The sequence below is a fragment of the Streptomyces sp. 3211.6 genome (genome assembly GCF_003634815.1).
Taxonomy (GTDB): domain Bacteria; phylum Actinomycetota; class Actinomycetes; order Streptomycetales; family Streptomycetaceae; genus Streptomyces; species Streptomyces katrae_A.
Genome location: NZ_RBXC01000001.1, coordinates 6,494,805 through 6,511,749 on the forward strand (window position 1 = coordinate 6,494,805; position 16,945 = coordinate 6,511,749).

Annotated in this window: 17 protein-coding genes; 9 read left to right on the forward strand and 8 right to left on the reverse strand. The window is 72.5% G+C overall.

From position 1 onward, the window contains the following. The first annotated feature begins 104 nt into the window (after window positions 1-104). Complete coding sequence (locus BX286_RS29820) at window positions 105-341, forward strand: WhiB family transcriptional regulator (RefSeq protein WP_079430603.1); 237 nt, start codon at window positions 105-107, stop codon at window positions 339-341. A 15-nt stretch (window positions 342-356) separates the two neighbouring features. Here the strand turns inward: BX286_RS29820 and BX286_RS29825 are convergent, their stop codons facing one another. The 4 genes from BX286_RS29825 to BX286_RS29840 form a co-directional block, all read right to left on the reverse strand. Further along, complete coding sequence (locus tag BX286_RS29825) at window positions 357-1,328, reverse strand: acyl-ACP desaturase (protein ID WP_079430604.1); 972 nt, start codon at window positions 1,326-1,328, stop codon at window positions 357-359. A gap of 247 nt (window positions 1,329-1,575) precedes the next feature. Next, window positions 1,576-3,222, reverse strand: coding sequence for an ABC-F family ATP-binding cassette domain-containing protein (locus tag BX286_RS29830; RefSeq protein ID WP_185117150.1), 1,647 nt, complete (start codon window positions 3,220-3,222; stop codon window positions 1,576-1,578). 198 nt (window positions 3,223-3,420) lie between these two features. Next, window positions 3,421-3,837 (reverse strand): SsgA family sporulation/cell division regulator, encoded by a 417-nt coding sequence (locus BX286_RS29835; protein WP_079430605.1) that lies wholly within the window; start codon window positions 3,835-3,837, stop codon window positions 3,421-3,423. Window positions 3,838-4,016: 179 nt separating this feature from the next. After that, a complete protein-coding gene (locus BX286_RS29840) occupies window positions 4,017-4,493 on the reverse strand; it encodes a (4Fe-4S)-binding protein (RefSeq protein WP_121017764.1) in 477 nt (158 codons plus the stop codon). Window positions 4,494-4,576: 83 nt separating this feature from the next. Here BX286_RS29840 and BX286_RS29845 point away from each other — a divergent pair, with 83 nt between their 5' ends. Next, on the forward strand, window positions 4,577-5,713 hold the full coding sequence (locus tag BX286_RS29845; protein ID WP_261993548.1) for an oxidoreductase: 1,137 nt from the start codon (window positions 4,577-4,579) through the stop codon (window positions 5,711-5,713). A gap of 76 nt (window positions 5,714-5,789) precedes the next feature. Here BX286_RS29845 and BX286_RS29850 read toward each other — a convergent pair whose 3' ends face one another. Further along, a complete protein-coding gene (locus BX286_RS29850; RefSeq protein ID WP_079430606.1) occupies window positions 5,790-6,089 on the reverse strand; it encodes a YciI family protein in 300 nt (99 codons plus the stop codon). Between the two features lie 25 nt (window positions 6,090-6,114). On the opposite strand from BX286_RS29850, the gene BX286_RS29855 reads away from it, so the two are divergent. Next, on the forward strand, window positions 6,115-6,816 hold the full coding sequence (locus BX286_RS29855; protein ID WP_079430607.1) for an endonuclease V: 702 nt from the start codon (window positions 6,115-6,117) through the stop codon (window positions 6,814-6,816). Between the two features lie 72 nt (window positions 6,817-6,888). Here the strand turns inward: BX286_RS29855 and BX286_RS29860 are convergent, their stop codons facing one another. Further along, a complete protein-coding gene (locus BX286_RS29860) occupies window positions 6,889-8,124 on the reverse strand; it encodes a trans-acting enoyl reductase family protein (protein ID WP_121016836.1) in 1,236 nt (411 codons plus the stop codon). A gap of 96 nt (window positions 8,125-8,220) precedes the next feature. Here BX286_RS29860 and BX286_RS29865 point away from each other — a divergent pair, with 96 nt between their 5' ends. From BX286_RS29865 to BX286_RS29890, 6 genes are all read left to right on the forward strand, one after another. Next, window positions 8,221-8,607 (forward strand): MmcQ/YjbR family DNA-binding protein, encoded by a 387-nt coding sequence (locus BX286_RS29865; RefSeq protein WP_121016838.1) that lies wholly within the window; start codon window positions 8,221-8,223, stop codon window positions 8,605-8,607. Window positions 8,608-8,738: 131 nt separating this feature from the next. Next, window positions 8,739-9,875, forward strand: coding sequence for a CaiB/BaiF CoA-transferase family protein (locus tag BX286_RS29870; protein WP_121016840.1), 1,137 nt, complete (start codon window positions 8,739-8,741; stop codon window positions 9,873-9,875). Beyond that, window positions 9,875-10,900 carry an LLM class F420-dependent oxidoreductase gene (locus BX286_RS29875; RefSeq protein ID WP_121016841.1) on the forward strand — a complete coding sequence of 342 codons (1,026 nt, stop codon included), beginning with the start codon at window positions 9,875-9,877 and terminating at the stop codon, window positions 10,898-10,900. The genes BX286_RS29870 and BX286_RS29875 overlap by 1 nt, the downstream gene beginning before the upstream one ends. 8 nt (window positions 10,901-10,908) lie before the next feature. Beyond that, window positions 10,909-12,051: an acyl-CoA dehydrogenase family protein gene (locus BX286_RS29880; RefSeq protein WP_079430611.1), complete on the forward strand. Its 1,143-nt coding sequence runs from the start codon at window positions 10,909-10,911 to the stop codon at window positions 12,049-12,051. Window positions 12,052-12,098: 47 nt separating this feature from the next. After that, the gene (locus tag BX286_RS29885; protein WP_079430612.1) at window positions 12,099-13,313 is read left to right on the forward strand and encodes an acetyl-CoA C-acetyltransferase; all 1,215 of its coding nucleotides are present in this window, start codon (window positions 12,099-12,101) and stop codon (window positions 13,311-13,313) included. 51 nt (window positions 13,314-13,364) lie between these two features. After that, a complete protein-coding gene (locus BX286_RS29890) occupies window positions 13,365-15,539 on the forward strand; it encodes a 3-hydroxyacyl-CoA dehydrogenase NAD-binding domain-containing protein (RefSeq protein WP_079430613.1) in 2,175 nt (724 codons plus the stop codon). Between the two features lie 62 nt (window positions 15,540-15,601). On the opposite strand, the gene BX286_RS29895 is transcribed toward BX286_RS29890, so the two are convergent. Continuing rightward, window positions 15,602-15,877: a hypothetical protein gene (locus BX286_RS29895; protein ID WP_121014619.1), complete on the reverse strand. Its 276-nt coding sequence runs from the start codon at window positions 15,875-15,877 to the stop codon at window positions 15,602-15,604. 71 nt (window positions 15,878-15,948) lie between these two features. Beyond that, complete coding sequence (locus tag BX286_RS29900) at window positions 15,949-16,857, reverse strand: IS5 family transposase (RefSeq protein ID WP_398897937.1); 909 nt, start codon at window positions 16,855-16,857, stop codon at window positions 15,949-15,951. Window positions 16,858-16,945: the final 88 nt, after the last annotated feature.

The window sequence follows — 16,945 nt, forward strand, 5'->3', positions numbered from 1 at the left end:
GGGGCCTTTCTTCAGCGGATGATCATCACTCACCCTATCGGCCCCTCGGGCGGTGTTGATCGGGCGTTGATCGGATGTACATCGCGCCCGTCCAGGATCACCGCATGTCGATGAACACCACCACCGCCCCCGCCTGGTACGACCTCGCCCTGTGCGCCCAGACGGGCCCGAGCTTCTTCTTCCCGGACCCGGGCTCCTCCGTCCAGGACGCGAAGCGGCTGTGCGGGGCGTGCGAGGGCAGGGCGGCGTGCCTGGAGTACGCCCTCGCCAACGACGAGCGCTTCGGTGTCTGGGGCGGCCTCTCGGAGACCGAACGGCAGGCCCTGCGCCCGCGCGGCTGAACCGGGCGGCGGACCTCAGCCCTTCCGGGCGGCCATGCGCGCCGCGCGCGCGGCCAGGCGCTCGTCGAGCTTGCGGGCCTCGGCGTCGAGGCCGTTCATGAACAGCCCGAGCTCCTCCTGGGCCTTCTGCCCCTCCGGGCCCAGCCCGTCGATGTCCATGATCTTGAGGAAGCGGATCACGGGGCTCAGCACGTCGTCGTGGTGGATCCGCAGGTTGTAGACCCCGCCGATCGCCATCTGCGCGGCCATCCGCTCGAAGCCGGGCATGCCGTGTCCGGGCATCCGGAAGTTGACGACGACGTCGCGCACGGCCTGCATGGTCAGGTCCGGGGCGAGCTCGAAGGCCGCGGCCAGCAGGTTCCGGTAGAAGATCATGTGCAGGTTCTCGTCCTGCGCGATGCGGGCCAGCATCCGGTCGCAGACCGGGTCACCGGACTGGTGGCCGGTGTTGCGGTGCGAGATGCGGGTCGCCAGCTCCTGGAAGGCCACGTACGCCACCGAGTGCAGCATGGAGTGGCTGTTGTCGGACTCGAAGCCCTCCGACATGTGCTGCATCCGGAACGCTTCCAGCTTGTCCGGGTCCACGGCGCGCGAGGCCAGCAGGTAGTCGCGCATCACGATGCCGTGGCGGCCCTCCTCGGCGGTCCAGCGGTGCACCCAGGTGCCCCAGGCGCCGTTGCGGCCGAAGAGCGTCGCGATCTCGTGGTGGTAGCTGGGGAGGTTGTCCTCGGTCAGCAGGTTCACGACCAGCGCGATCTTGCCGATGTCGGTCACCTTCGACTGCTGCGGGTCCCAGGCCTCGCCGTCCTCGAAGAAGCCCGGGAAGTTCCGGCCGTCGCTCCACGGGACGTACTCGTGGGGCATCCAGTCCTTGGTGACCTTCAGATGGCGGTTGAGCTCCTTCTCGACCACCTCTTCCAGCGCGAACAGCAGCTTGGCGTCGGTCCACGCCTCCGAGCTGCCGAGGTGGGGAGAGGTGATCGTCACGGGGGCTCCTGGGGGGACAAAGCGAATTACCTACGGTTCCGTAGCCTACGGTCTCGTAGGTTAAGCCTGACATCAGGGCCAGCCAAGCCCCAGTCGTCGGTGTGTCCGGCTACGTCCGGTTATCTATGCAGTTGGAGGGGGCGGCAGGGGCCTTCAGAAGGGGCAGAATCACGCCAGAAGGTGGCCGGCCCCTCCGGCCTTGACGGCCGGAGGGGCCGGAGCGAGGGGGCCGCGAGGGCCCGGTGGATCAGTCCTGCCAGAGCGAGGCGCGGACCTCTTCGGCGGTGGTCGCCCGCAGTCCCCGCTCACCGTCGAGCAGCAGCCACCGGGTGATCCCGACCGACTCCAGGAACGGCACGTCGTGGCTGGCCACGATCAGCGCCCCCTCGTAGGACTCCAGCGACTCCCCGAGCCGGCGCACGCTCGCCAGGTCCAGGCTGTTCGTCGGCTCGTCCAGCATCAGCAGCTGCGGAGCCGGCTCCGCCAGCAGCAGGGCCGCGAGCGCCGCCCGGAACCGTTCGCCGCCCGACAGGGTGCCGGCCGCGCGGTCCGCCCGGCCGCCCCGGAACAGGAAGTGCGCGAGCCGCGCCCGGATCAGGTTGTTGGAGGCGTGCGGGGCGAACCGCGCCACGTTCTCCACGACCGAGCGCTCGTCGTCCAGTACGTCCAGCCGCTGCGGCAGGAACCGCGCCGGGACGTGCGCCACCGCCTCGCCCGACACGGGAGCCAGCTGCCCGGCGATGGTCCGCAGCAGCGTCGTCTTGCCGGAGCCGTTCGCGCCGACCAGCGCGATCCGCTCCGGACCGCGCACCTCCCACTCGCCTGCCACGCCGGGCCCGTGGGCCGGCCGCAGATCGGTCAGGGTCAGGACCCGTCGGCCCGGGGGGACCTGAGTGGCCGGCAGTTCGATGCGGATCACGTCGTCGTCGCGCACCGCCTCCACCGCCTGGTCCAGCCGCTCGCGGGCGTCCGCCAGCTTCTCGGCGTGCATCGTGCGGTGCTTGCCCGCCGACTCCTGGGCGGCGCGCTTGCGCGCGTTCATCACGATCTTCGGCTCGCGCTTGGTGTCGTACATCTTCTGCGCGTACCGCTTGCGGCGGGCCAGTTTCAGCTGGGCGTCGGCGAGTTCGCGCTTCTGGCGCTGGACGTCGGCCTCGGCGACCCGGACCATCCGCTCGGCCGACTCCTGCTCGGCGGCGAGCATCTGCTCGTAGTCCCCGAAGTTCCCGCCGTACCAGCGGACTTCGCCGTCGCGCAGGTCGGCGATCTGGTCGACCCGCTCCAGCAGCTCCCGGTCGTGACTGACCAGCACCATCACCCCCGACCAGGACTCGACGGCCGCGTAGAGGCGCCGTCGGGCCCGCAGGTCCAGGTTGTTGGTGGGCTCGTCCAGCAGCAGCACGTCCGGCCGGGCCAGCAGCAGGGCCGCCAGCCGCAGCAGGACGCACTCGCCGCCGGAGAGCTCACCGACCGTGCGGTCCAGGCCGATCCCGGCGAGCCCGAGCTGGTCGAGCACGGCCAGGGCCCGCTCCTCGACGTCCCAATCGTCGCCGACGGCGGCGAAGTTGGCCTCGGTGGCCTCACCCGCCTCGATGGCGTGCAGGGCCGTGCGGGCGGCGCGGATGCCGAGCGCCTCGTCGACGCGGAGCGCGGTGTCGAGGGTGGCGTCCTGCGGGAGGTAGCCGAGGGTGCCGGCCACCGACACCTGGCCCCCGGACGGGGTCAGGGCGCCGGCGACGAGCTTCAACAGGGTGGACTTCCCGCAGCCGTTGAGCCCGATCAGGCCGGTGCGGCCGGGGCCGACGGTCCACTGGAACCCCTCGAAGACGGGGGTTCCGTCGGGCCAGTCGAAGGAGAGGGCGGAGCAGGTGATGAAAGTAGGGGCATGACTCATGGAGGCCTCCAGGTTGCGTGAGTGGTGCGTGCAACGCGGGGAGACAGCCGACTGTCACAAGGGTGTGGGCGTGGTGGTCGGGTGTCTCGGACCTCAGAAGAGCAATGTCCTACTCCGTTTCGACGGCTATGGGGCACCGACGAAATTACGGGCGGCCCCAGCCGCCCGCAACCGAATAACACCGCCGTTCCGTCGGGCTCAGCAGGAGCCGCGCATCAGCTCGTCCAGGCTGTGGTCCATGTCCAGGTAGCGGTGCTCCAGCCCCGGCGGGACGAGCTCGCGGGAGCGCTCCAGGAATCTCTCGATCTCGGCCGTGTCCATCAGCACGATCGCCACCCCCTCCGGCGCGTGGAACTCGACCGTCGTGCGGTCCCCGTCGTACGGGCGCACGCGCACGTCGCCGCAGCCGGCCGGGTGCTGGATCCCTGACATCAGCAGCTCCCGCGCGAAGGTCCACGAGACCTCGACGCCCTCGAGTGTGGCGAGCGCGGGGAAGGCCATGCGGACGGCGAAGGGATCCGAGCGGTCGTAGCAGAGGGTGACGGGGACGGTCTCGACCTTCGGGGCGGTGGCGACCAGTCGTGCCTGTACGGCCTGCTCGATGACAGTGATCAAGGCTCGCTCCCTTGCAGCGGATCTGCTGCCGGGCTGTGGGGTGGAACCCGGCAACCGGATAGACGCCGGAATCGGCAAATCCGTGCAGGGCGGATGACGTGAGCTGCGTCACCGATTGGCCGGATCCCGCCGGTGCGATCGCACAGAGTGACGGGAAGGGGGGTGTGGGGAAAGGGGTCTCACTCCTTTCCGCAGGCTCCGGAGTGATCGCAATAAGGCTGGTTACCGCTCACTCCACAGGCGCAAAGCACCGCTCTGGTCTCCCTCCGGAGCCCCCCGGCGGCGGTGGTCACGCTCAGTTCCCCCCGCAGGAACAGTTGGCCGAGAGGCGACCGTACGACGCTGGTCGGCCGGTCCCCCTGCTCCGCCGGGCCGGCGGCCGTCCGGTACTGGAGCGCCCCGGACGGGCAGCGCCGGACCACCTCGGCGACCCGCTCCGGCGCGGCCCCGTCCGGCCGGATCCAGGGGCGGCGTCCCGAGTCGAACACCTCGGGCAGCCCGCCGACGCACCGGGCGGCGTGCAGGCACCGGCCGGCGTCGTAGGTGACGGTGATCCCCGCGCCCGCGTACGCCTTGGGTCCTTGCGGGGCGTGCAGGACTTGCGGGGCTTGCGGCTCGTTCGGCGCTTCCGGCTCGTTCGGCTCGTTCGCTCCCATGGAGGCCATGGGCCCACGCTAGGAACCCGCGGCCGGGAACGCACCCTGGACGGCGAAATACGGGTGCGTTAGCTTCCCGCGCCATGAGACTTCTGGGAGTTGGCATGTTCGCGGCGGCCCTGCTGGCGGCGGTGACGGCCGGGCCGGCGCTGGCGGACACCGGTACGGGCGCCGCAGCCGGTCCGGGCACCGCGGCCGAAGACCTCACCGCCGCCGGATCACGGGGCGCCGGCTGGGCCCTCAAGGACACCGGGGCGGCGGCCGCGAACGGGGTCCGCTTCCGCGGGCTGGCCGCCGTCGACCGCGCCACGGCCTGGGTGGCCGGCACCCGGGGCACGGTCCTGCGCACCGGCGACGGCGGCCGCAGCTGGCGGGACGTGTCGCCTCCCGGGGCGGTCGCGGACGGGCTGGAACTGCGTGACATCGAGGCCTTCGACGCGCGGCGGGCGGTGGCCCTGTCCATCGGGGAGGGCGCGGCCTCCAGGATCCTGCGGACCGAGGACGGCGGCGCGACCTGGACCGAGGCCTTCCGCAACCCCGACCCGCGGGCCTTCTACGACTGCCTGACCTTCTTCGACTCCCGGCACGGGCTGGCCGTCAGCGACCCGGTGGACGGGAAGTTCCGCATCCTGGCCACCGACGACGGCGGGCGCGGCTGGCGGGTGCTGCCGGACGCCGGGATGCCGCAGGCGCTGCCCGGGGAGGCGGGTTTCGCCGCGAGCGGGCAGTGCCTGGTGGCCTCCGGGCCGCGCGACGTCTGGCTGGCCACCGGGGGCGGGACGGCCGCGCGGGTGCTGCACTCCGCGGACCGGGGCCTGACGTGGCGGGCCGCCGACACCACCGTCCCCGGCGGGGATCCGGCGCGCGGGGTCTTCGCCCTGGCCTTCCGCGACCGCACGACGGGCCTCGCGGTCGGCGGCGACTACCGCACGGGCCAGGCCTCGCCCCTGGCGGCGGCCCGCTCCACGGACGCGGGCCGCAACTGGACCCGCGCGGCCACCCCGCCGCCCGCGTACCGGTCCGGCGCGGCCTGGTACCCGTACGGGCGGACGGTGGCCCTGGCGGTGGGGCCGACGGGCACGGACGTCACGGCCGACGCGGGCCGGAGCTGGCGGCCGCTGGACGGGGGCTCGTTCGACACGGTCGCCTGCGCGGCGGACGGGGGGTGCTGGGCGGCGGGGGAGAAGGGCCGCGTGGCCCGGCTGGAGCACCACCGCTGACCCGGCTGCGGGGGGCGTGCGGTCCGCCGCGCGGAGCCGATGCGCCGCCCCGCGCAGCGGGCCCGGGCCCGGGGGGTTACGACGGAAGGGACTCGCGGACCGCCGAGAGGTCCGCGGAGGTCTTCGTGGCGATGAACTCCGTGATCCGGTACTCGCACACCCCCGCCACCGTGAACGGATCCTCGGCCGCGATCTTCTCGATCTCCGCCCGCGACACCCCGCGGGCCAGGATGATCCCGCCCTGCCGCGGGACCTGGCGCCCCGAGGCGAGGAAGACGCCGGACGCGTAGTACCCGTCCAGCCACGCGATGTGCGCGTCCAGTTCCTCTTCGACGGCTTCGATGGGCGCGATGTAGGTGAGCTCCATGACGAACATGATCGCCAGGCTACTCTCGCACTCCATGACACGCGTGAAGACCCCCGCCGACGCAGCCGAGGCCCGGGCGGTACAGGACGAACTCCGCAAGGGACTGGTGCTCGACGAGCCCGGCCCCGAGCCCGGCCGCGGGCTGGTCGCCGGCGTCGACGTGGCCTACGACGACGACCGCGACCTCGTCGCGGCCGCCGCCGTCGTCCTCGACGCCGCCACCCTCGAGGTCGTGGCCGAGTCCACCGCCGTCGGGCAGGTGAGCTTCCCCTACGTGCCCGGCCTGCTCGCCTTCCGGGAACTGCCGACCGTCCTCGCCGCCCTCGACGCGCTCCCCGTCACCCCCGGCCTCGTCGTCTGCGACGGCTACGGCCTCGCCCACCCCCGCGGCTTCGGCCTCGCCTGCCACCTCGGGGTGGTGACGGGCCTGCCCAGCATCGGCGTCGCCAAGAACCCCTTCACCTTCACCCACGAGGAGCCCGGCGCCCCGCGCGGCGAGACCTCGCCGCTGCTCGCCGCCGACGGCTCGGTCGTCGGGCGGGCCCTGCGCACCCAGCACGGGATCAAGCCGGTGTACGTGTCCGTGGGCCACCGCGTCTCCCTGGACAACGCCTGCGCCCACACCCTCGCGCTGAGCCCCCGTTTCCGGATCCCCGAGACCACCCGGCAGGCCGACTCCCTGTGCCGCCGGGCCCTGCGCGAGGCCGTGGAAGGGGCCGCGGGCGAGGAAGCCTAGAGGCCGCCCGGGACGGCCGCACGGACAACGCCCGTGCGGCCCCCTCTTCCCGGCCCCGCCTCGCCGCCGCCGTCAGGGCCGCCCGGCAGGCGCGGCCTGGGACCGGGCCGCCACCCGGAAGCGGATCCCCGCCTTCTGGAGGCGGTCCAGCAGGGCGTCGCCCATTGCCACCGCCGTCGTCAGCTGGCCGGAGGTCTCGGGCAGGGCGTCGTACGCCAGGCACAGCGCGGACTCCGCCAGCATCTTCGCCGTCTCCCCGTAGCCCGGGTCCCCGCCGGCCACCTCGGTGAACACGCGGCGCCCGCCGCCCTCCCCGACGAAGCGGACGGTGAACCAGCTGCGGGCGCGCCGCTCCGCGTCCGGGCCGCTGCCCGGCTCCCAGCGGGCCATCAGCCACCGCCGCGCCGCCGGGACCTGGGCCAGCGCGGCCGCCGCCCCCAGCGCCGCCGTCCCGCCGAGGGCCACCGGCAGACGGCGCACGGAGGCGTAGTGCCGGTAGCGGAAGTCCGGCCCGTAGCGTTCCAGCGCGGCCGCCGACCGGGTCACCACCCGGGGGTCCAGCGTGGGCAGCGGCAGCGCCCAGGTCCCGGTCTCCCGGCTGAACCGCGGGACGCCCACCGGACCGCGCACCCGCCGCCCCGGCAGCCGGGGCTGGTACAGCCTGCGTTCCCGCGCGGCGGCCAGGGTCTGCGGGCCCCGGCCCAGGGCGGTGAGGGCGGAGGCCAGGGTGCCGCCGGAGGCCAGCGCGGAGGAGCGGACGAACCCGTCCACCCGCAGCGGCACCCCGTCCGGCAGCAGGCCCACCGTGAAGTACGCCCCAAGGTCGGCCGGAACGGAGTCGAACCCGCACGCGTGCACCAGCCGGGCCCCCGTCTCCCGGGCCCGCGCGTCGTGCGCGACGTACATCCGGTCGACGAACTCCGGCTCCCCGGTGAGGTCCACGTAGTCGGTGCCCGCCTCGGCGCAGGCCGCGACCAGCTCCGCCCCGTACCAGACGTACGGGCCGACGGTGGTGGCCAGCACCCGGGTGGCGGCGGCCAGTTCGCGCACGGCGGCCCCGTCGGCGGCGTCGGCGCGCAGCAGCGGCAGGCCGGCGCAGGCCGGGTTCAGGGCGGTCAGCCGCTCGCGCAGCCGCTCCAGCCTGCCGCGGTCGCGCCCGGCCAGGGCCCAGCGGCAGCCCGCCGGGGCGTGGAGCGCCAGGTACTCGGCCGTCAGCGTGCCGACGAACCCGGTCGCGCCGAAGAGCACGAGGTCGAAGTCCCGTCCCGGACCCGGCTGAGGGCGGCGGCGGTGGACGTGCTCGGTCATGGAACGTTCCTCCCGGCTGGTGTCGGTGGCTGAGGCTAGCGTGGTGGTCGACTGTCCGTACGAGCAGGTGTGACCTGCGGTAAGCGGGAGGGTGCGATGAGGGCTGCGGTACGCAAGTGGGAGGCGGTGCGCGCGTTCGCGCTGGGGCTGCCGGAGGCCGTCGAGGAGCATCCCTGGGGCCCCGAGGACGGGGTGGTGAAGGTCAACAAGAAGATCTTCGTCTTCCTCGGCAGCGCGGACGGTCCCGAACCGCCGGGCCTCTCCGTCAAGCTCAGGGACGAGGTCCTGCACGGGCACGCGCTGGCCGCTCCCGGCGCCCGGCCCACGGCGTACGGCCTCGGCCGGGCCGGCTGGGTGTCGGTGCCGCTGGGGGAGGAGGGGGCGCCGTCGGCGGAGGTGCTGTGCGAGTGGGTGGAGGAGAGCTACCGGACGGTCGCGCTCAAACGGCACGTCAAGGAGCTCGACGCGAGAGGCCGGGGATGAAGGCGGCACGGCGCGGGGGAGATTGAGCCAATCGGCTAAGCGCTTGCTCTTGTGCTGAGGGGGACGCCTTCCTAGCATCGCTGGTGTTACATCAGTTGTGTCACACCCGCGCCAGGGACACTGGGGGCCCGATGACAGAGGCGAAGACAGGGACCGGCCCGCTCGCCGGGGTGCGCGTGGTGGAACTGGCGGGCATCGGGCCCGGGCCGTTCGCCGCCATGCTCCTCGCCGACCTCGGCGCCGACGTCGTCCGCGTCGACCGGCCCGGCGGGGGCGGGCTCGCCATCGACCCGGCCTACGACGTCACCAACCGCAACAAACGCTCCGTCCTGGTCGACCTGAAGTCCCCCGAGGGCCCCGCCCGGGTACTGGAACTGGCCGAGCGGGCCGACGTGCTCATCGAGGGCTTCCGCCCGGGGGTCGCCGAGCGGCTCGGCGTCGGCCCCGAGGAGTGCCTGGCCCGCAACCCCGGGCTGGTCTACGGCCGGATGACCGGCTGGGGCCAGGAGGGCCCCCTCGCCCAGACCGCCGGGCACGACATCGCGTACATCGCCGTCACCGGCGCCCTCGGCATGATCGGCAGCCCCGACGGGCCCCCGGCCGTCCCCGCCAACCTGGTCGGCGACTACGCGGGCGGCTCCCTCTACCTGGTCATCGGCGTACTCGCCGCCCTCCGGCACGCCCGCACCCCCGGCGGCGCCGGCCAGGTCGTGGACGCGGCGATCGTCGACGGCACCGCCCACCTCACCGCCATGATCCACGGGATGGTCGCGGCCGGCGGCTGGCAGGACCGGCGCGGCGCCAACCTCCTCGACGGCGGCTGCCCCTTCTACGGCACGTACGAGACCTCCGACGGGCAGTACATGGCCGTCGGCGCACTGGAGCAGCAGTTCTACGACACCTTCGTCACGCTCCTCGGCATCGCCGACGAGGCCCCCGCCCGCAAGGACCTGGCCCGCTGGGGCGAGCTGCGCGAGGCCGTCGCCGCCCGCTTCAGGACCCGTACGCGCGCCGAGTGGACGGAGGTCTTCGAGGGCACCGACGCCTGCGTGGCCCCCGTGCTCTCCCTGGGCGAGGCCCCGCACCACCCGCACCTCGCCGCCCGCTCCACCTTCACCGACTTCGGCGGTATCACCCAGCCCGCCCCCGCACCCCGCTTCTCCGCCACCCCGACCGCCGTGACGAGCGGCCCGGCGCGGCCGGGGGCGGACACCGAATCCGTGGCCCGCGACTGGGACGTGCCGGGCCTGAGCGCGAAGGGCGCCTGATGGAACTGTCCATGCTCCTCGACTACGCCGGCGACCCGCGCCGGGCCGCCGACGAGGCCGCCGCGCTGGAGTCCGCCGGCCTCGACGCGGTCTGGGTCGCCGAGGCCTGGGGCTTCGACTCGCCGACCATCATGGGGTACCTGGCGGCCCGGACCGAGCGGATGAAGATCGGCTCGGCCATCGTCAACGTCTACTCCCGCACCCCCGCACTCATCGCCCAGACCGCCGCCGGACTCGACGCGATGTCCGGCGGCCGGGCCCTCCTCGGCCTCGGCGCCTCCGGCCCCCAGGTGGTCGAGGGCTGGCACGGCAAGCCGTACGACAGGCCGCTGGGCCGCACCCGCGAGACCGTCGAGCTCTGCCGGCGCATCTGGCGCCGCGAGACCATCGACCACCACGGCATCACCGACATGCCCCTGCCGCCCGAACGCGGCGGCCGCCACGGCAAGCCGCTGAAGATCCTCACCCGCCCGGTCCGCGACCGGATCCCCGTCTACATCGCCTCCCTCGGCCCGGCCAACGTGGCCCTGACCGCCGAGATCGCCGACGGCTGGCTGCCCACCCTCTTCATCCCCGAGAAGGCCGGCACCGTCTGGGGGAGCGCCCTCGCCGCGGGTGCCGCCCGGCGGCCCGCGGAGCTCGGCCCGCTCCAGACCGTCGCCGGCGGCCTGCTGGCCATCGGCGAGGACGCGGCGAAGGCCCGGGACCTGGCACGCCCCCAGATCGCCCTGTACGTCGGCGGCATGGGAGCGCGCGGCCGCAACTTCTACAACGACCTCGCCGTGGCCTACGGGTACGAGGAGGAGGCCCGGAGGATCCAGGAGCTCTACCTCTCCGGCCGCAGGCGCGACGCGGCCGCCGCCGTCCCCGACGAGTTCTGCGAACTCATGACCCTCTGCGGGCCGGAGGGTTACGTACGCGAGCGCGTCGAGGCCTTCCGGGAGGCGGGCGTCACCATGCTCAACGTCACGCCCGTCGGCCCCGAGCCGGCCCGGCTGATCGAAACCGTCAAGAGCTGGCTCTAGGGGGACCCATGCAACGCCGCATCTACGACGCCGACCACGAGGCGTTCCGCGAGACCGTCCGCACCTTCCTCACCAAGGAGGTGCTGCCGCACTACGACCAGTGGGAGAAGGACGGCATCGTCAGCCGCGACGCCTGGCGGGCCGCCGGCCGGCAGGGCCTGCTCGGCTTCGCCGTCCCCGAGGAGTACGGGGGCGGCGGCAACCCCGACTTCCGCTACGCGGCCGTCCTCGCCGAGGAGTTCACCCGGGCCGGCGCCCCCGGCCTGGCCATCGGCCTGCACAACGACATCATCGGCCCGTACCTCACCTCCCTGGCCACCGAGGAACAGAAGCGCCGCTGGCTGCCCGGCTTCTGCTCCGGCGAGACCATCACCGCCATCGCGATGACCGAGCCCGGCGCCGGCTCCGACCTCCAGGGCATCCGGACCAGCGCCGAGGACCGGGGCGACCACTGGCTGCTCAACGGCTCCAAGACCTTCATCTCCAACGGCATCCTCGCCGACCTCGTGATCGTCGTCGCCAAGACCACTCCCGAGGGCGGGGCGCACGGCCTGTCCCTGCTGGTCGTCGAACGCGGCATGGCGGGATTCGAACGCGGCCGCAACCTCGACAAGATCGGCCAGAAGTCCCAGGACACCGCCGAACTCTTCTTCAACGACGTCCGCGTCCCCAAGGAGAACCTCCTCGGCGAGCTCAACGGAGCGTTCGTCCACCTGATGACCAACCTCGCGCAGGAGCGCATGGGCATCGCCATGGCCGCCATCGCCGCCGCCGAGCACCTCCTCGAGATCACCACCACGTACGTCAAGGAGCGCGAGGCCTTCGGCCGCCCGCTCGCCAAGCTCCAGCACATCCGCTTCGAGATCGCCGAGATGGCCACCGAATGCGCGGTCACCCGGACCTTCCTCGACCGCTGCATCACCGACCACGCGAACGGCGAACTCGACCACGTCCACGCCTCCATGGCCAAGTGGTGGGCCACCGAGCTCCAGAAGCGGGTCGCCGACCGCTGCCTCCAACTGCACGGCGGCTACGGCTACATGACCGAGTACCGCGTGGCGCGCGCCTTCACCGACGGCCGCATCCAGACCATCTACGGAGGCACGACCGAGATCATGAAGGAGATCATCGGACGCTCCCTCCTCGGCTGATCCCCGCCGCCCCGGCCCACCCCGGACCTCCCCGAAAGGCAAGACCTGTGAGCACCGAAGCGTACGTGTACGACGCGATCCGCACCCCGCGCGGGCGCGGCAAGGCCAACGGCGCCCTGCACGGCACCAAGCCCATCGACCTGGTCGTCGGCCTCATCCACGCCCTGCGCGAGCGCAACCCCGGCCTCGACCCCGCCACCATCGACGACATCGTGCTCGGCGTCGTCGGCCCGGTCGGCGACCAGGGCTCCGACATCGCCCGCATCGCGGCCATCGCCGCCGGACTCCCCGACACCGTCGCCGGCGTACAGGAGAACCGCTTCTGTGCCTCCGGCCTCGAAGCCGTCAACCTCGCCGCCGCCAAGGTCCGTTCCGGCTGGGAGGACCTGGTCCTCGCGGGCGGCGTCGAGTCCATGTCCCGCGTCCCCATGGCCTCCGACGGCGGCGCCTGGTTCGCCGACCCCATGACCAACTGGGACACCGGCTTCGTCCCCCAGGGCATCGGCGCCGACCTCATCGCCACCATCGAGGGCTTCAGCCGGCGCGACGTCGACGAGTACGCCGCCCTCTCCCAGGAGCGCGCCGCGACCGCCATCAAGGAGGGCCGCTTCGCCGGCTCCGTGGTCCCCGTCACCGACCGCAACGGCCTGGTCGTCCTGGACCACGAGGAGTTCGTCCGCCCCGGCACCACCGCCGACACCCTCGCGAAGCTCAAGCCCTCCTTCGCCGACATCGGCGACCTCGGCGGCTTCGACGCCGTCGCCCTGCAGAAGTACCACTGGATCGAGAAGATCGACCACGTCCACCACGCCGGCAACTCCTCCGGCATCGTCGACGGCGCCTCCCTCGTCGCCATCGGCACCCGCGAGGCCGGCGAGCGGGGCGGCCTGCGCCCCCGCGCCCGCATCGTCTCCGCCGCCGTCTCCGGCTCCGAGCCCACCATCATGCTCACCGGCCCCGCCCCCGCCACCCGCAAGGCCCTCGCCAAGGCCGGGCTGAGTATCGACGACATCGACCTCATCGAGATGAACGAGGCCTTCGCCGGCGTCGTCCTGCGCTTCGTCAAGGACATGGGCGTCTCCCTCGACAAGGTCAACGTCAACGGCGGCGCCATCGCGCTCGGCCACCCGCTCGGCGCCACCGGCGCCATGCTGCTGGGCACCGTCGTCGACGAACTGGAGCGCCAGGACAAGCGCTACGGCCTCGTCACCCTCTGCGTCGGCGGCGGCATGGGCGTCGCCACCATCGTCGAACGCGTCTGATCCGTCCTGATTCCCGATCCCTGATCCCACCCCGACACGGAAGTAGCGAACATGAGCGAGTCCACAACGATCCGCTGGGAACAGGACGAGACCGGCGTCGTCACCCTCGTCCTCGACGACCCGAACCAGTCCGCCAACACGATGAACCAGGCCTTCAAGGACTCCATCGCGGCCATCGCCGACCGCGCCGAGGCCGAGAAGGACTCCATCCGCGGCATCATCTACACCTCCGCCAAGAAGACCTTCTTCGCGGGCGGCGACCTCAAGGACATGATCGGGCTGCGCCCCGAGCACGCACAGCTGGCCTTCGACACCGGCACCGCGATCAAGCGCTCGCTGCGCCGCATCGAAACCCTCGGCAAGCCCGTCGTCGCCGCCATCAACGGCGCGGCCCTCGGCGGCGGTTACGAGATCTGCCTCGCCTCCCACCACCGCGTCGCCCTCGACGCCCCCGGCTCCAAGATCGGCCTGCCCGAGGTCACCCTCGGCCTGCTGCCGGCCGGCGGCGGCGTCACCCGCACCGTCCGCCTCATGGGCATCGCCGACGCCCTCCTGAAGGTCCTGCTCCAGGGCACCCAGTACAACCCGCAGCGCGCCCTCGAGGCCGGCCTCGTCCACGAACTGGCCGCCACCCCCGAGGACATGCTCGCCAAGGCCCGCGCCTTCATCGACGCCAACCCCGAGTCGAAGCAGCCCTGGGACGTACCCGGCTACAAGATCCCCGGCGGCACGCCGTCCAACCCGCGCTTCGCCGCCAACCTCCCGGCCTTCCCCGCCAACCTCAAGAAGCAGCTGAACGGCGCCCCCTACCCGGCGCCGCGCAACATCCTGGCCTGCGCCGTCGAGGGCTCGCAGGTGGACTTCGAGACCGCGCTGACCATCGAGGCCCGCTACTTCACCGAGCTGGTCACCGGCCAGACCGCGAAGAACATGATCCAGGCCTTCTTCTTCGACCTCCAGGCCGTCAACGCCGGCCGCAGCCGCCCCCGGGGCGTCGAGCCCCGCACGGTCCGCAAGGTCGCCGTCCTCGGCGCCGGGATGATGGGCGCCGGCATCGCCTACTCCTGCGCCCGCGCCGGGATCGAGGTCGTCCTCAAGGACGTCAGCGCCGAGGCCGCCGCCAAGGGCAAGGCCTACTCCGAGAAGCTGCTCGACAAGGCACTCGCCAAGGGCCGTACCACCGAGGCCAAGCGGGCCGAACTGCTGGCCCGGATCACCCCCACCGCCGACGCCGCCGACCTGGCCGGCTGCGACGCCGTCATCGAGGCCGTCTTCGAGGACACCGCCCTCAAGCACAAGGTGTTCCAGGAGATCCAGGACGTCGTCGCCCCCGACGCCCTGCTCTGCTCCAACACCTCCACCCTTCCCATCACCGGCCTCGCCGAAGGCGTCGCCCGCCCCGCCGACTTCATCGGCCTCCACTTCTTCTCGCCGGTCGACAAGATGCCGCTGGTGGAGATCATCAAGGGCGAGCGCACCGGCGACGAGGCCATCGCCCGCGCCTTCGACCTGGTCCGCCAGATCAACAAGACCCCGATCGTCGTCAACGACTCCCGCGGCTTCTTCACCTCGCGCGTCATCGGCCAGTTCATCAACGAGGGCGTCGCGATGGTCGGCGAGGGCATCGAGCCCGCCTCCGTCGAACAGGCCGCCGCCCAGGCCGGCTACCCGGCCAAGGTGCTCTCCCTGATGGACGAGCTCACCCTCACCCTCCCGCGCAAGATCCGCAACGAGACCCGCAAGGCCTTCGAGGCCGAGGGCCGCGCCTGGACCGAGCACCCCGCCGACACCGTCATCGACCGCATGGTCGACGAGTTCGGCCGCCCCGGCCGCAGCGGGGGCGCCGGCTTCTACGAGTACGACGAGAGCGGCAAGCGCACCCGCATCTGGCCGGGCCTGCGCGAGCACTTCGCCAAGCCGGACGCCGCCCAGATCCCCTTCGAGGACATGAAGGAGCGCATGCTCTTCGCCGAGGCCGTGGACACCGTCCGCTGCCTGGACGAGGGCGTGCTCACCTCCATCGCCGACGCCAACATCGGCTCCATCATGGGCATCGGCTTCCCCGCCTGGACCGGCGGCGTGATCCAGTACATCAACGGCTACGAGGGCGGCCTGCCCGGCTTCGTCGCCCGCGCCCGCGAACTCGCCGCCACCTACGGCGAGCGCTTCACCCCGCCGGCCTCCCTGGTGGCGAAGGCCGAGCGCGGCGAGACGTACACCGACTAGGCCGTGTTTTAGAACTCGCCGACCTGCCTGGTTGGCCGTCCGGGGAAGTCGCGGGCGGCCATTCAGACGGTGAGGTCGCGGGCGATGTCGTTGATGCTGGTCGCTGTGGTGACCTCGTGCTCGTTGCGGGTGGTATCGCGGCGGACGAACTCGTAGCCGCCTTCGTCCAGGACGGCCACGGAGGCGAACCAGACGGGGTCGTCCTCGTCGGGCTGGACGACCACGAAGGTGTTGTCGGAGTCGTTGAGGTCGCTGACCATCATGAACAGCGCGTCCTCAGAGGGGTCGTCGATGCGGTCGCCGTTCTCGCTGTCGGCGCCGTAGTACTGGGCCCCCATCGCTGCTTCTCCCTCGCGTTGTTCGCCCTGGCCGCGGTCAGCATGGCATGCGGACCGACGGCCCAGGCCAGTCACAGCCATTCACCGATGGCGGCGATCAGGACGGTTGCCTCGAAGCGGACCGCGAGCTTGTCGAACCGGGTGGCCACCGCCCGGTTGCGCTTGAGCCGATTGATCCCACACTCGACCGCGTGCCGAGCCTTGTAGTCCTCACGGTCGAAGGCCGGAGGCCGCCCGCCGGCCTTCCCCCGCCGCTTGCGGTTCGCGACCTGGTCGGCGGGCTCTGGGATGGTACAGCGGATTCCCCGTTTTCGCAGGTAGGCCCGGTTGGCGCGGGAGGAATACGCCTTGTCGCCCCGCACCCGCAGCGGGCGGACACGAGGACGGCCCGGTCCGGTGCGGGGAACCCGGATGCCTTCCAGCACGGCGGCGAACTGAGGGCTGTCACCACGCTGACCTGCGGTGACCAGCAACGACAGCGGCCGTTGACCTTGCTCGCAGGCTAGATGGATCTTCGTGGTGAAACCGCCCCGGGACCGACCCAGTCCGTGGTCTTCCGGCTCGGCGCGGGTCCCGCCGGGCGGTTCCTTCTGGGCCTGTCCGTCGCGGCGGGCACCCGCGGCGTGCTGATGGGCCCGGCAGATCGTGGAGTCGACGTTGACCTCCCACGTGATCAGCCCTGCCTCATCCGCGCGGGCTTGCAGCCTGGTCAGCAGTGCAGGCCAGGTGCCGTCACGCTGCCAGCGGCGGAAGAGCCCATAGACCGTCTGCCACGGCCCGTACTCCGACGGGAGATCCCTCCACGGAGCACCAGTCCGCACCCGCCACCGAATCCCGTCGATCAGCCTCCGCCGGCCCAACGGCGGCCGCCCCAACACCGCGACCGGCAGCAGTGGTTCCAGCACGGCCCACTGACCATCAGAAAGATCCCCTCGCCCCACACCACGATCATCACGGCGCAGGGCGAGCGACAAGCCCATTTCTAAAACACGGCCTAGCCGACCGGGCCCGTCCGGACACCGGACACGGCGAGGGGCCACCCCGGGGACGTCCCCGGGGCGGCCCCTT

Coding starts and splice junctions, on each gene's coding strand:
- BX286_RS29830 (WP_185117150.1), bottom strand. CDS start 3,222: ATGAGTCATGCCCCTACTTTCATCACCTGCTCCGCCCTCTCCTTCGAC.
- BX286_RS29890 (WP_079430613.1), top strand. CDS start 13,365: ATGAGCGAGTCCACAACGATCCGCTGGGAACAGGACGAGACCGGCGTC.
- BX286_RS29845 (WP_261993548.1), top strand. CDS start 4,577: ATGAGACTTCTGGGAGTTGGCATGTTCGCGGCGGCCCTGCTGGCGGCG.
- BX286_RS29875 (WP_121016841.1), top strand. CDS start 9,875: ATGGAACTGTCCATGCTCCTCGACTACGCCGGCGACCCGCGCCGGGCC.
- BX286_RS29900 (WP_398897937.1), bottom strand. CDS start 16,857: ATGGGCTTGTCGCTCGCCCTGCGCCGTGATGATCGTGGTGTGGGGCGA.
- BX286_RS29865 (WP_121016838.1), top strand. CDS start 8,221: ATGAGGGCTGCGGTACGCAAGTGGGAGGCGGTGCGCGCGTTCGCGCTG.
- BX286_RS29895 (WP_121014619.1), bottom strand. CDS start 15,877: ATGGGGGCCCAGTACTACGGCGCCGACAGCGAGAACGGCGACCGCATC.
- BX286_RS29880 (WP_079430611.1), top strand. CDS start 10,909: ATGCAACGCCGCATCTACGACGCCGACCACGAGGCGTTCCGCGAGACC.
- BX286_RS29840 (WP_121017764.1), bottom strand. CDS start 4,493: ATGGGAGCGAACGAGCCGAACGAGCCGGAAGCGCCGAACGAGCCGCAA.
- BX286_RS29850 (WP_079430606.1), bottom strand. CDS start 6,089: ATGTTCGTCATGGAGCTCACCTACATCGCGCCCATCGAAGCCGTCGAA.
- BX286_RS29870 (WP_121016840.1), top strand. CDS start 8,739: ATGACAGAGGCGAAGACAGGGACCGGCCCGCTCGCCGGGGTGCGCGTG.
- BX286_RS29860 (WP_121016836.1), bottom strand. CDS start 8,124: ATGACCGAGCACGTCCACCGCCGCCGCCCTCAGCCGGGTCCGGGACGG.
- BX286_RS29820 (WP_079430603.1), top strand. CDS start 105: ATGTCGATGAACACCACCACCGCCCCCGCCTGGTACGACCTCGCCCTG.
- BX286_RS29855 (WP_079430607.1), top strand. CDS start 6,115: ATGACACGCGTGAAGACCCCCGCCGACGCAGCCGAGGCCCGGGCGGTA.